Below are 13,689 nucleotides of genomic sequence, written 5' to 3' on the forward strand. Positions count from 1 at the left end.
ATACTTATTGCAACAATGAGTGAATTTTTATTATTGGAAATTTATTATATTTGAGAGAAGATCTGCTGCGCAGATCAATCGCCTTAAGACTAAAGGGTATCTTCTTTAGGATCTTTGTCCTCCAAGACAACTACATCAATTTCTTTCTTAAATTCACCAGAGGCGGATCTAAAACCGCCCAAATATTTAGCCAAATATTTTCCTACTTTGGGCAAACTATTAGGCCCTAAGACTAATAAAAAAATAAGGCATATAATTAGTAGCTCAGGAAAACCTAATCCAAAAAAGCTCATTTGTGATTTAACGATAATTTATAATAGCTGTGCCGGTAAGTTCATCAAGTTGATTTTAGACATATTTAAGATTACCAATTTTGCTTTTGTAAGATTACTATCGAACGGTATACGTGCATAATGTAAAGTCATGCAGTAAACAATATAATTAATTGATTTACAGGCAATCAATTAGCTGGCACATTCTCCTAATATTCGGCTTCAAAAGTATATGATCGTTTGTGGTATTCTCTTAATTCATTGCTTATTTAACCACTCAGACTTCAAAATAGTATAAGGATATATAACTTTATCTCAAATGCCTTATTACAATCAAAAAAGAGTCGAGTTCTGGTTGGTACAGACGTGAAAGTAAAATACCGACAGGTTGATAGAAAATCGTAATTGTTAACCGACAACGAATTCTTAGTAGAACTGGATACCATTTAATTACAATTAATGAGGTTTAGATAAATTCAGCATACATCATTTGTCTAGAGCGAGTAGTAATCATTTACCTATGTAACCATAAATGAAAAATCATACGCTCAGATTCAGCAAGCCTAAAATAGGGAAAATGATATGTGATATATTCATACGATACCAAGACTATATGGTAGAATTGTTGTGTTCGTTTCTACACAATGAAGAATTACATCTTGAAACCAAAAAAACTACTTACGCTAAATAACCATGAAGGATACTGAATCAGATCTGTGGGAGAGACTCGGCAATTCACGTAAGGTTCCCTTGGATCCTTGTTGGTTAGAAAATGTCTATTCGCCCAACCTTGCTACTGATCTGCGGCTAGCTCTCTGTGAAAAAATGGGTATGCTTGCAGATCGTGGCTGGCCTACTATTGAACATTTACTGCAACGCTATGGCGACATGCCTGATTTGGTGATGGCCGCAGGACTCTGCCATCAAATTGAGGCCCGTGAATGGTTACTGGAATTGCTCAAGCGCAGCAATTATAATGAAAAACTTCAACTAACTGCAGTTCAATCGCTTGGTTGTTGGGGTGCTGAAGTTCCCGAAGCAATCGTCACTCATTGCTTACATCATCCTGGTCAAAATTTTCGACTCGCTGGTCTTCAATTGCTGGAATTTCGCTCACATCTTCTAACAGATCACCAACTATTGGATTACTGTAATGAAGCACTCAACGATTTTCGGGATTCAGTTGTTATTGCAGCAATCCGTATAATTCAGCGTCGTGACAGTAAAGAAATCTGCAAACAATTATTTTGTTTGTGTCAAGAAGACTCTGACGAAGTCGCATTTACCGCACTCCGTGCTCTTAGCTGTATAGCATCCGAAAATAGCAAAAAATATCTACTAAAACTTAGTAAAACCCTAAAAAGTGAATCAAGACGATTATTAGCCCAAAAAAAACTTAACGAACAGTTTAGATCTTAAAGCCCAATAACAATTGGACTTTAGATAAGTCGAAAGCCTAAGTTTTACCATTTCTTGTAGGGTAAAAACTTACCACACATTACAATTTTGACACGATCACCTTTAGGGTCCTCAACTTTATCGACATCTATAGTGAAATCAATAGCACTCATAATTCCATCTCCGAAATGCTCCTGAATTACATCTTTCAGAGGCATGCCATACACCTGCATGATCTCGTAAAAACGATAAATCAAAGGATCAGTGGGAATCACTGGCTCAAGGCTTCCCTTGGTTGGGTACTCCTGCAGTGCCGCTGTTGTTTCTGCATCAAGGGATAACAAACCAGCAAGTTTCTCGGCCTCCTCCTTCGAGGCCGTCGCTTGGCCATAGAACAAAGATGCAACCCAAACCTCATCGAGACCAATAGCCGCCTCGAGATCAGCAAAACTCATACCTTTGGCCTTTTTGGCGGCCATCAACGTGGCTGTTAAAGACATAACGGTTAAGCGAACAATGAACTGCCTCAAAGCAGCATTCCAGATCGGAACGTCTCAGCAGCATCGTAAGTGTCACCCAGCAAATGCACTCAAAATGCAGCAACGGCGACCAAATCAATTCATCGTTTTGATGCATCGTATACAACAGACACGTTCCCGTGACGCTGCAACCCCGTGACGCTGCAACCCCGTGACGCTGCAACAAAAAAATCATATTATAATTATGTGGGTCAGTTCTTTCGGGAAATCTCGTCATTGTTGTTCAGCCAACAATTGCAAGCAAAACCGGCCATCAACCTCGCCCTCGAGCGTCTGTACTACGCCGATGGTCGTCACAACCCCGACCATCCCCGGCACGGCAGCTTCGATGGACTGAATGTCCTGCCACAAAGCTAGGACGATTAGTATCAATCACTACGTTCACGGGGTCCGGCACTCCTGAACACTTCGCTCAGCTGAAGGGACATCTGTGACCAGCGCCATCGTCAACGGTCGGGAACGCTTCAAGCAGCACCTGCGCAAAGTTGGCAGTGGTGAGCACACCAGCAAGGGGATGAGCAGGGAGGAGGCTGCCGATGCGCTCCATCTCATGCTCGATGGGGTGGCATCCCCAGCTCAAATCGGAGCCTTCCTGATCGCCCATCGCATCCGCCGGCCGGAGCCTCAGGAACTCACCGGCATGCTCGATACCTACCGCAGACTTGGTCCTGTGCTGACCAGTGCAGAGGGTCAGCGGCCGCCTCTCTGTTTCGGCATGCCCTTTGACGGTCGCACACGCACGGCCCCTATCTACCCACTCACCACGCTGGTGCTGCTCGCCTGCGGTCAGCCCGTGGTGCTGCAAGGGGGGGATCGCATGCCGATCAAATACGGCGTCACCGCAATTGATCTGTTCCGAATACTGGGCCTTGACCTGGCGGGTCTCTCCATAGCCACTGTCCAAGACGGCTTCGAGCAGACCGGGTTTGCACTGATCCACCAGCCCGACCATTTCGCCATCGCCGAAAGCCTGATCGGTTACCGCGAGGAACTGGGCAAACGTCCTCCAGTGGCCAGTCTTGAACTGCTGTGGACACCCCATCAAGGCAACCACCTGCTGGTAAGTGGTTTCGTTCATCCCCCCACGGAAAGCCGCGCCTGGGAGGCCCTCAAGCTGGCCGGCGAAACCAATCTGCTCACGGTGAAGGGTCTGGAAGGTGGCACCGATCTCCCCATCGGGCGGGCCTGCATCACCGCAAGGGTTCAGCAGGGCCAGGCCGAACGGCTGATTCTTCACCCTCGAGACCATGGCTGCCATGCAGCGGATGTGGAGTGGAGCGACGAAACGGCCTGGACGGAAAAGGCCCTTGCGGCACTCGACAACCGTGGCCCACTCCTGGATGCCCTGCGCTGGAATGCCGGGGCTTACCTCTGGTTCAGCGGCCTCAGCGACAGCCTTGAATCAGGCCTGCAAACAGCTGATGGCGTGCTGAAAACAGGCCAAGCCCTGCAATGCCTCGATCAGCTGCGGTCCTGGAGAAGCCATTTATCCATCCGATAGCGCTTGAACGGGACGCCTCCGATGCTGATGGTTTCTGGAGCCTGCACACGCCAACCGCAGCGTTCCAGCAACGGACGACTCAACTGACTCGCTTCGGTGCGCAACCGCTCCACCCCCTCATGGCGGGCATCGGCCTCAATCTGGTCCAGCAAGGCGCGGCCATGGCCCTGGCGGCAAGCCCGTCCTCGGCAATAAAGCAAAGACAAGCGATCCCTCGGTTCACGGATGGCAAAGGCAGCGTCGTGACCGCTAATCCACCCCTGCCCCTCCAGGAAGGTGCGATCCAGGATCCCGGGCAACCAGGCCAGAGCCGCCCAGGCGCGGACCTGGTCTGAGGAATAGAGCCCCGGAGCCTGACTCTCGATGGCATCCGCGTAGATCTCCCGCAGCAGGGGGTGATCAGCGGACCCGATCGGGCGGAGTGGCATGCCATCGGCCTGTGGGAATGTGAGTCTCCTTCAACCGCCGGTCGCCTTTGCAGCGCCCCCGTATCCCCACCCTGCTCAGCGCGTTTCTGACGCTGCTGAACGATCGACTGAGCGAGAGCATTTTTTTACCGCTGTTGCCCTTTCTGCTGGCGGACTTCAGCAGCAGCGGCAGCACCGTCGGTCTGCTGTCGGGGACTTACGCCCTCTCTCAATTCGCCGTGGCGCCACTGATCGGTGCCCTCAGTGATCGCTTCGGCCGCAAACCGGTGATCAGCATTTGTGTGGGTGGCTCCGTCGTCGGCATGGGACTGTTCGCCACCACCCTGACAGTGCCCTGGCAGCAAATCTGGCCCGGAGCTGCCGCAGCAGGCGTCCCCCTGGCTCTGCTGTTCACAGCCCGGATCATCGATGGCATCAGCGGCGGAACGGCCGCCACCGCCACCGCCGTGCTGGCGGACGTCACAACACCGGAGAACCGTGCCAAAGCTTTTGGACTGATCGGTGTTGCCTTCGGTCTGGGCTTTGCCCTTGGACCAGGCCTCGGTGGTGTGCTCGGTGAAATGAACCGCATCCTCCCCGCCTGGGGTGCCACCGGGTTTGCCGTCGTGAACCTGGTGATGGTGAGTCTGTTGCTGCCGGAAACCCATCCCCTTGAGGCCCGTAAACCTCTGCCGCGCAAGCGAGCCCTCAACCCTGTATCGCTGCTTCAGCGGGTGTTTGCCCGTCCGGACGTGCGGCGTCTGGCCCTGGCCTTCTTCGGCTTCTTCATGGCCTTCAACGGCTTCACCACGGTTCTTGTGCTTTATCTGCGCAACGCCTTCAACTGGACGGAAGGGATGGCGGGAGCCGCCTTTGCCCTGGTGGGCGTGATCGCCATGGTGGTGCAGGGAGGACTGATCGGCCCGCTGGTGAAGCGATTCGGCGAACTCCGTCTCACCCTGGCGGGTCTGGGACTGCTCAGCGTGGGTTGCCTAATGGTGCCGCTCGCCACGGAAGAGACATCGATGCCGGTCATCTACAGCGCCGTCGCCCTGCTGGCGCTGGGCACCGGCCTGGTCACGCCTTGTCTGCGGGCGCTGGTCTCGAAACGACTAACGCGGGATGGTCAGGGAGCAGCCCTGGGAGGACTGCAGGGACTCCAGAGTCTCGGCACCTTTCTGGGGGCATCCGCTGCAGGATTCAGCTATGACCGTCTGGGACAGACGAGTCCCTTCTGGATCGGTGCTCTGGTGCTGTTCGGCGTTGCTGGTCTGGTGGCTGGTGCCCCCCGTTCAGCCACGGTTGAAACACGAATCTGATTGCTACGTTTCGGCTGACCCCGCAGATCCAGCTCCAAACCTCCCATGAGCTCCGCCGTTCTGAGCCCGGACCGCTACATCAACCGGGAACTGAGCTGGATCGCCTTCAACCAGAGAGTCCTCGCCCAAGCGCTGGATCAGCGCACCCCCCTGCTGGACCAGGCCAAGTTCAGCGCCATCTTCAGCAACAACCTTGATGAGTTCTTCATGGTGCGCGTGGCGTCCCTGAAGTCTCAAGTGGAAGCTGGCATCACCACCCCCAGCGAAGACGGAAAGACGCCGCTCGAACAGCTGCTGACCATTCGCGAACGGCTGATACCCCTGCTGCAGCAACAGCAGGACCACTACCGCAAACAACTGCGCAAACAACTGCTCGACCACAACGTTGAACTGCTGGATTACAGCCAGTTGAACAAGCAACAACAGCAATGGGTCAGCGACACCTTCCGCCATTCGGTGTTTCCAGTGCTGACGCCACTGGCCGTTGACCCGGCACATCCCTTCCCTTTCGTCAGCAACCTCAGCCTCAACGTTGCCGCTGTCATTCACGACCCGGAATCAGGCCAACGTCAATTCGCACGGGTGAAGGTTCCCCAGAAAAACCTGCCCCGCTTCGTCTCCATTCCCACCGAGCTGAGTGAGAGCGATCCCAAACCGATCCACACCGCCGTACCGCTCGAACAGGTGATCGCCTTCAACCTCGATCTCCTCTTTCCGGGGATGAGCGTGCAGGGGCATTACTTCTTCCGCGTGACGCGCGATGCCGACCTGGAACTGCGGGATCTCGAAGCCGATGACCTGATGCTTGCCCTTGAGCAGGGTCTACGCAAACGGCGGATGGGAGGCGAAGTGGTGCGACTCGAGGTGCCCAACGATATGCCCGAGGACGTCGTTGAAATGTTGATGAATGGCCTCGCCGTTGAGGAAGAAGACCTTTACAGGATTGATGGACCCCTGGGTCTGGATGACCTCTTCGGATTGATGGCTCTACCTCTGCCAAAACTGAAGGACAAACAGCACGGCGGACAGACGCCAGCGGTGCTGGCCAGAACCCAACAGCATCTGATAGACGAAGGTGCCATCAAACCCGAGGAATTCGAAAACATCTTCTCGGTGATGCGCCAACAAGACATTCTCTTGCATCACCCCTATGACCTGTTCTCCACCACGGTGGAGGAATTCATCAACCAGGCCGCTGATGATCCCCAGGTGATGGGGATCAAGATGACCCTGTATCGAACCTCGAAGGATTCACCGATCATCGCGGCACTCATCCGTGCCGCTGAAAATGGCAAGCAGGTGATGGCTCTTGTGGAACTCAAGGCCAGATTTGATGAAGACAACAACATCCAGTGGGCCCGACAACTGGAACGCTCCGGCGTCCATGTGGTGTATGGCGTTCTGGGCTTAAAAACCCACACCAAAATCGTTCTGGTGGTCCGCAAAGAGCAAGAAAAGCTACGCAGTTACGTCCACATCGGGACCGGGAATTACAACTCAAAGACCTCGAAGCTCTACACCGATCTCGGGCTTCTCTCCACGCGGCCGGAACTGGGCCAAGACCTGGTGGAACTGTTCAACTACCTAACCGGATTCTCAAAGCAGCAGAGTTTCCGCCGACTGCTGGTGGCTCCGGTGACCCTGCGCAAAGGGATGGAATCCCTGATCCGGCGTGAAATCGAACATGCCAGGGAAGGTCGGGAAGGTCACATCAGAGCCAAGATGAATTCCTTGGTGGATCCGGACATCATCGCGTTGTTGTACGAAGCTGCAGCAGCGAATGTGCGGGTTGAACTGATCATCCGGGGCATGTGCAGCCTCTACCCAGGCCGAGAAGGACTGAGTGAAAGCATCAGCGTTGTGAGCATCATCGGCCAGTTCCTCGAACACTCGCGCATTTTCTGGTTCGGAAACGGTGGCTCACCTGAGGTGTACATCGGAAGCGCAGACTGGATGAGTCGCAACCTTGATCGCCGGGTGGAAGCTGTGACACCCGTGGAAGATGCCAACCTTCGAGGCCGACTGGAGCGCTTGCTGGAGCTCTACCTGAAGGACAACCGGGGCGCCTGGGACATGCAAAGCGATGGCAGCTTTATCCAACGGCAACCAGAGGACGGAGGGGACGTTCGCAACTCTCAAGTTCAACTGATCAAGCAATGGAGCCAAGGCGTGCCGCAATCGTGATCTTTTGAGATGAAGTTGCGTCAAATATCCGTGATGACTGATACGAAATCGTTGTAATCAAGCCGAAGCCGTTCAACGCACTCCCGGCACACACGGGTGTCGTAAACCACATCAGGGGCTCCCGAAAGTCTTCGGATTCACAACAGTCAAATCAGAAGGTGAGTGCTAAATTCACATTAAATTCATCAGGAGACCAGGGTGATGGGGATCCCTCTGGACTCTTCCGGATCGACTGCAAAGTCTTCCCGGAAGTCACCTGCCTTGCCATCCACAGGACGGCGGGCATCTTCACGTCAAGGCGGCCGTCTGGCCACCGATTCCATCGGTTTTTATCTCAGCAGTATCGGTCGCATTCCTCTGCTAACAGCCGCTGAGGAGATTGAGCTGGCTCACCACGTTCAGGAGATGAAGCAACTTCAGGAACTCCCTGAAGAAGAGCTCACCTCCCGTCATCGTCACAAAATCCGCATGGGCAAACGTGCCCGGGATCGGATGATGGCCGCCAACCTCCGCCTTGTGGTCAGCGTCGCCAAGAAGTACCAGAACCAGGGGCTGGAACTGCTGGATCTGGTTCAGGAGGGAGCGATCGGACTCGAACGGGCCGTCGATAAGTTCGACCCGGCCATGGGATATAAGTTCTCCACCTACGCCTACTGGTGGATCCGCCAGGGGATGACCCGCGCGATCGACAACAGCGCCCGCACCATCCGGCTGCCGATTCACATCAGCGAAAAGCTCTCCAAGATGCGGCGCATCTCGCGGGAGTTGTCCCATCGGTTCGGACGTCAACCGAATCGACTGGAAGTGGCCAGTGCCATGGGCATTGAGCCGCGCGAGCTGGAGGATCTGATCTCCCAGAGCGCTCCCTGTGCATCGCTCGATGCCCATGCCCGCGGCGAGGAAGACCGCAGCACCCTGGGTGAGCTGATTCCAGACCCCAACGGCGAGGAGCCGATGGAAGGCATGGACCGCAGCATCCAAAAAGAGCATCTCGGTGGTTGGCTGTCCCAGCTCAATGAGCGGGAACAGAAGATCCTGCGGCTTCGCTTCGGTCTTGGCGGTGAAGAGCCGCTGACCCTTGCGGAGATCGGGCGTCAGATCAATGTGTCCCGCGAGCGGGTTCGTCAGCTGGAAGCCAAAGCCATCCTCAAGCTGCGCTCGATGACCGATCATCAGCAGGCCGCCTGATCCAAGCCTCCAGTCCGGTGGTGCATCTGATCGGACCCATCGCCATTGGTCTCTGGCTCGGGATCGTGGTGCTGATCGCCGTGCTGACTCGTCAGCGCTGGCCCGATCAGCAGGAGTTGTCTCGCAAAATCATCCACATCGGCACAGGAGCCGTGGTTCCGCTGGCCTGGTTCTTCGCCGTCCCGGCCTGGATCGCCGTTCCCTTTGCCGTATTGGTGACCCTGGCAACGGCGATCAACCACCGATGGCGCATCGTTCCGGCCGTTGAGGATGTCGATCGCAACAGCTACGGCACTGTTGCCTACGGCCTGGCGATCACCATGTTGCTGATTCTGTGCTGGCCCGCCCGAGCCGATGCAGTCTGCGCCGGTGTTCTGGTGATGGCTCTCGGCGATGGACTGGCTGGCCTCATCGGCCGATCGGTGAACTCAGCGCGGTGGACCGTGCTGGGACAGACGAAGTCCGTCGCTGGCACGTTGACCATGGCCCTGGTCTCAACACTGGTGCTGGTCGGATTGATGCTGGTCAACGGCAACGCCATCGCCTGGAGAGTTGCCATAGGCATCAGTGCGTTGGCCACGGCCCTGGAACAAGTCAGTCCCGCGGGGGTGGACAACCTCAGCGTGCCGCTGCTGGTGGGCCTGACCTGGGTGTTGCTGATCAGCTGACCCGCAGCATGGCGTTCCAATGACCCTGCCAATCGCCACGACTTCCGAGCCCGGCGACGAGTTCAATGTCAGCAGGGTGATGGGTGAGTTGCTTCTGCCATCCACGGATCTGGTCCTCCTGCACCATCCAGCGGTTAATCACCATCTGCTGCAGTGGCTCGATGTCCCAATGCTGGTGACGTGCAACCCGCTGGGACCAACCCAGGAGTTCATCCAGCAGGAGGGGTCGAAAGCCTTCCACATGAAGACCGGTGCGTTGCTCCAGAGAAAACCGACACAGCGGATCTCCGAAGCCGAAGAAGTGAAGGTGAATCAACATCGTCTCCGTCTTGATCAAAACCTACGGAGAAGTGATGGAAAATCTGTTCAACATGATCGGTTGATGCTGAACAGTTAGTAAGCGCAAAAGGAGAGCCTGATTAGCACTCAGGCACTTGGAGTGCTAATCGATGATGAACGTTATGCCGTCACAACGCTGCTGCGATCGGCCACGGCTCTAGCCAGCTCGGACAGCAGCGCATCCGTGGTCTCCAGGCTGATGCAGGCATCCGTAATGCTCTGGCCATAGGTGAGCTGGGAGAGATCAGCGGTGAGTTTCTGATTGCCTTCCACCAGATGACTTTCGATCATCACGCCCATCACATGGCCGGATCCAGCCTTCAACTGATCAGCCACCGTGGCGAGTACATCGGCCTGGCGGCGGAAATCCTTGTTCGAGTTGGCATGGCTGCAGTCCACCATCAGACGATCCTTCAGGCCCGCCTTGCTCAGTTCCGCTGCAGCAGCCTGAACGGCCTCCAGGTGGTAGTTGCTGCCCTGATGACCGCCACGCAGCACCAGATGACCATCCGGGTTGCCGGTCGTGCTCACGATCGAAGCATGGCCGTCGCGGTTGATTCCCAGAAAATGATGAGGTTTCGATGCCGCCTGCATCGCATTGATGGCGATAGTGGCGCTGCCGTCAGTGCTGTTCTTGTAGCCGATCGGCATCGACAAGCCTGAAGCCATCTCCCGATGGGTCTGGCTTTCCGTGGTGCGGGCTCCGATCGCAGTCCAGCTGATCAGATCAGCGATGTACTGGGGAACCACCGGATCCAGCAGTTCCGTCGCTGCCGGCATACCCTCCCGGGCCAGGTCCAGCAGTAAGCCACGAGCCCGCCTCAGGCCTGTGTTGATGTCGTACGAGCCATCGAGGTGGGGGTCATTGATTAGGCCTTTCCAACCAACCGTCGTACGCGGCTTTTCGAAATAAACCCGCATCACCACCTCCAGCTGATCCTTCAGCCGTTCCCGGATCGGGGCCAGCCGTTCGGCGTACTCCCGCGCCGCCTTCACATCATGGACCGAGCAGGGGCCCACCACCACCAGCAGACGCCGATCCTCGCCGCGCAAAATGGCCTGGATCCGTCGACGGGCCGATGCGACCGTCTCCATGGCGGCGGCATCAATCGGCAGATCTCCGTGCAGCAGAGCCGGAGCCACCAGCGGACGGGTCTCCACCACATGCAAATCCGAGGTGGTGGCCATGACCGCGCGCGTGAAACGGACCAAGGCTACGCATCCTGCTCACTGGCAACAGACCCTGTCCGGAAGAATGGTGCTCTGCCCCGCACATTCCTCACCATGCTGAGCGCGTATCGCGAGCTGGCCGCCGACCGCGAAGCCCAAGGCATCCCGGCCCTGCCGCTGACAGCTGAGCAGACCCAGGCCCTGACCGAACTGCTGCAACAGCCACCCGCAGGGGAGGACGAAGCCCTGTTGCATCTCCTCAGTGAGCGCATTCCACCCGGCGTTGACGAAGCCACCTATGTGAAAGCCACCTGGCTCAGCGCCGTCGCCCAAGGGCAAGCAACAAGCTCCCTGGTGACACCCCTAGAGGCCACTCGCCTGCTCGGAACCATGGTGGGTGGGTACAACGTGGCAGCTCTGATTGAGCTGCTTCAGCACAGCGACGAGCAGCTGGCCAGCTGCGCGGCTGAAGGCCTCAGCCGCACCCTGCTGGTTTACGACGCCTTCAATGACGTGATGGAGCTGGCGGCGAGCAATCGCTTCGCCAGGCAGGTGGTGGACAGCTGGGCGGCGGCCGAATGGTTCACCCGCCGTGAGCCCCTGGCCGAAATGATCACGGTGACCGTGTTCAAGGTGGAAGGGGAAACCAACACCGACGACCTCTCACCCGCCACCCACGCCACTACCCGACCGGACATTCCCCTGCACGCCCTGGCGATGCTCGAGACACGGGATCCCGAGGGTCTGAAAAAGATCGCAACCCTCAAACAAAAGGGTCATCCCGTGGCCTACATGGGCGACGTGGTGGGCACCGGCAGCTCCAGGAAAAGTGCGATCAACTCCGTGCTTTGGCACACCGGCAACGACATTCCCCACGTCCCCAACAAACGCGGCGGCGGCGTGATTCTCGGCGGCAAGATCGCGCCGATCTTTTTCAACACCGCCGAAGACTCCGGCGCTCTGCCGATCGAATGCGATGTCACCATGCTGAACACCGGTGATGTGATCACCATCCGCCCCCATTCCGGCACGATCGAACGCGAAGGCGAGGTGGTGAGCCGATTCGAACTCAAGCCCAGCACCATCAGCGATGAGGTGCGAGCCGGCGGCCGCATTCCCTTGATGATCGGCCGGGCCCTCACGGACAAGGTCCGAGCGCAGCTGGGTCTCGCCCCTTCGGACGCCTTCATCCGCCCCTCGGCACCAGCAGACACCGGCAAGGGCTTCACCCTGGCCCAGAAAATGGTGGGCAAGGCCTGTGGCCTGCCGGGCGTTCGCCCCGGCACCAGCTGCGAGCCACTGATGACCACCGTCGGCTCCCAGGACACCACGGGACCGATGACCCGGGATGAGATGAAGGAGTTGGCCTGTCTCGGCTTCTCCTCCGACCTGGTGATGCAGAGCTTCTGCCACACCGCGGCTTATCCGAAACCAGTGGATCTGCAGACCCAGAAAGATCTGCCGGACTTCTTTGCCCAGCGCGGCGGTGTTGCCCTTCGCCCGGGCGACGGGATCATCCACAGCTGGCTGAACCGCATGCTCCTGCCCGACAGCGTGGGCACGGGTGGGGACAGCCACACCCGCTTCCCCCTCGGCATTTCCTTCCCCGCCGGTTCCGGCCTGGTGGCCTTCGCTGCTGCCATCGGTGCGATGCCCCTGGACATGCCCGAGTCGGTGCTGGTGCGCTTCAGCGGTTCGCTGCAGCCCGGTGTGACCCTGCGGGACGTGGTGAACGCCATTCCCTGGGTGGCCATTCAGAAGGGCCTGCTCACCGTGGAGAAGGCCAACAAGAAGAACATCTTCAACGGCCGGATCATGGAGATCGAAGGTCTGCCGGATCTCAAGCTGGAGCAGGCCTTCGAACTCACCGATGCCACAGCCGAACGCTCCTGCGCCGGCTGCACGATCAAGCTCTCGGAAGCAACCGTGAGCGAATACCTGCGCAGCAATGTGGCCCTGCTGAAAAACATGATCGCAAGGGGCTACAGCGATGCCAAAACCCTGGCTCGGCGGATCAAGGCTATGGAGGCCTGGCTGGCCAATCCGCAGCTGCTGAGCGCTGATCCGGATGCTCAATATGCCGAAGTCCTGGAGATCAACCTCGACGAGCTCACCGAACCGGTGCTGGCCTGTCCCAACGATCCCGACAACGTGAAACTGCTGAGTGAGGTCGCCGGCGATCCCGTTCAGGAGGTGTTCATCGGCTCCTGCATGACCAACATCGGCCACTACCGCGCCGCGGCCAAGGTGCTGGAGGGCTCCGGCAGCAACAAAGCCCGCCTCTGGGTCTGCCCGCCGACACGCATGGACGAAGAGACCCTGAAGGCCGAGGGCTACTACGCCACCTTTGAAGCGGCCGGTTCGCGCATGGAGATGCCGGGTTGTTCGCTCTGCATGGGCAACCAGGCCCGGGTGGAGGACAACACCACGGTGTTCTCCACCAGCACCCGGAACTTCAACAACCGTCTGGGCAAAGGCGCCCAGGTGTATCTGGGCAGTGCCGAGCTGGCAGCGGTCTGCGCCCTGCTGGGTCGCATTCCCACCGCCGATGAGTACCGCTCAATCGCAGCTGAAAAAATTGATCCGCTCTCCGATGAGCTTTACCGCTATCTGAATTTCGATCAGATCAGCGGTTTTGAAGATCAAGGCCGGGTGATGAGTGCGGATGAGGAGGCGGCTGTGCTGGCTGAAGCCTGACCCGAGA

General features: G+C 56.9%; 13 protein-coding genes. 8 read left to right on the forward strand and 5 right to left on the reverse strand.

The features are described 5' to 3' along the window. Positions 1-89: 89 nt before the first annotated feature. On the reverse strand, positions 90-293 hold the full coding sequence (locus SynA1528_RS13350) for a twin-arginine translocase TatA/TatE family subunit (RefSeq protein ID WP_186587088.1): 204 nt from the start codon (positions 291-293) through the stop codon (positions 90-92). 672 nt (positions 294-965) lie between these two features. Here SynA1528_RS13350 and SynA1528_RS12955 point away from each other — a divergent pair. Further along, the gene (locus tag SynA1528_RS12955) at positions 966-1,691 is read left to right on the forward strand and encodes a HEAT repeat domain-containing protein (RefSeq protein ID WP_186587089.1); all 726 of its coding nucleotides are present in this window, start codon (positions 966-968) and stop codon (positions 1,689-1,691) included. A 44-nt stretch (positions 1,692-1,735) separates the two neighbouring features. On the opposite strand, the gene cynS is transcribed toward SynA1528_RS12955, so the two are convergent. After that, on the reverse strand, positions 1,736-2,170 hold the full coding sequence (gene cynS, locus SynA1528_RS12960; protein ID WP_071820881.1) for a cyanase: 435 nt from the start codon (positions 2,168-2,170) through the stop codon (positions 1,736-1,738). Between the two features lie 273 nt (positions 2,171-2,443). Between cynS and SynA1528_RS12965 the strand changes: the two genes are divergently transcribed. Then, positions 2,444-2,566 carry a hypothetical protein gene (locus SynA1528_RS12965; protein WP_286187841.1) on the forward strand — a complete coding sequence of 41 codons (123 nt, stop codon included), beginning with the start codon at positions 2,444-2,446 and terminating at the stop codon, positions 2,564-2,566. A gap of 73 nt (positions 2,567-2,639) precedes the next feature. Then, positions 2,640-3,710, forward strand: a complete 1,071-nt coding sequence (locus tag SynA1528_RS12970; RefSeq protein ID WP_186587091.1) for an anthranilate phosphoribosyltransferase family protein — start codon at positions 2,640-2,642, stop codon at positions 3,708-3,710. Here SynA1528_RS12970 and SynA1528_RS12975 read toward each other — a convergent pair. Next, positions 3,671-4,138 (reverse strand): GNAT family N-acetyltransferase, encoded by a 468-nt coding sequence (locus SynA1528_RS12975; protein WP_011129346.1) that lies wholly within the window; start codon positions 4,136-4,138, stop codon positions 3,671-3,673. The two genes, SynA1528_RS12970 and SynA1528_RS12975, sit on opposite strands and share 40 nt — an antisense overlap. Positions 4,139-4,185: 47 nt before the next feature. Between SynA1528_RS12975 and SynA1528_RS12980 the strand changes: the two genes are divergently transcribed. From SynA1528_RS12980 to SynA1528_RS12995, 4 genes are all read left to right on the forward strand, one after another. Continuing rightward, complete coding sequence (locus SynA1528_RS12980) at positions 4,186-5,436, forward strand: MFS transporter (RefSeq protein WP_186587092.1); 1,251 nt, start codon at positions 4,186-4,188, stop codon at positions 5,434-5,436. Positions 5,437-5,481: 45 nt separating this feature from the next. After that, on the forward strand, positions 5,482-7,620 hold the full coding sequence (gene ppk1, locus SynA1528_RS12985; protein WP_186587093.1) for a polyphosphate kinase 1: 2,139 nt from the start codon (positions 5,482-5,484) through the stop codon (positions 7,618-7,620). Positions 7,621-7,821: 201 nt separating this feature from the next. Beyond that, a complete protein-coding gene (locus tag SynA1528_RS12990; RefSeq protein WP_186587094.1) occupies positions 7,822-8,808 on the forward strand; it encodes an RpoD/SigA family RNA polymerase sigma factor in 987 nt (328 codons plus the stop codon). Positions 8,809-8,825: 17 nt separating this feature from the next. Continuing rightward, a complete protein-coding gene (locus SynA1528_RS12995) occupies positions 8,826-9,476 on the forward strand; it encodes a diacylglycerol/polyprenol kinase family protein (protein WP_186587095.1) in 651 nt (216 codons plus the stop codon). On the opposite strand, the gene SynA1528_RS13000 is transcribed toward SynA1528_RS12995, so the two are convergent. Both SynA1528_RS13000 and SynA1528_RS13005 read right to left on the reverse strand, forming a co-directional pair. Further along, positions 9,469-9,795, reverse strand: coding sequence for a hypothetical protein (locus tag SynA1528_RS13000; protein WP_186587096.1), 327 nt, complete (start codon positions 9,793-9,795; stop codon positions 9,469-9,471). The genes SynA1528_RS12995 and SynA1528_RS13000 overlap by 8 nt on opposite strands. Before the next feature lie 140 nt (positions 9,796-9,935). Next, positions 9,936-11,003, reverse strand: a complete 1,068-nt coding sequence (locus tag SynA1528_RS13005) for a 3-deoxy-7-phosphoheptulonate synthase (RefSeq protein WP_186587097.1) — start codon at positions 11,001-11,003, stop codon at positions 9,936-9,938. Between the two features lie 96 nt (positions 11,004-11,099). Between SynA1528_RS13005 and acnB the strand changes: the two genes are divergently transcribed. Continuing rightward, complete coding sequence (acnB, locus tag SynA1528_RS13010) at positions 11,100-13,682, forward strand: bifunctional aconitate hydratase 2/2-methylisocitrate dehydratase (RefSeq protein WP_186587098.1); 2,583 nt, start codon at positions 11,100-11,102, stop codon at positions 13,680-13,682. Positions 13,683-13,689: the final 7 nt, after the last annotated feature.

It is taken from the genome of Synechococcus sp. A15-28, from assembly GCF_014280175.1.
In the GTDB taxonomy this organism is placed as follows: domain Bacteria; phylum Cyanobacteriota; class Cyanobacteriia; order PCC-6307; family Cyanobiaceae; genus Parasynechococcus.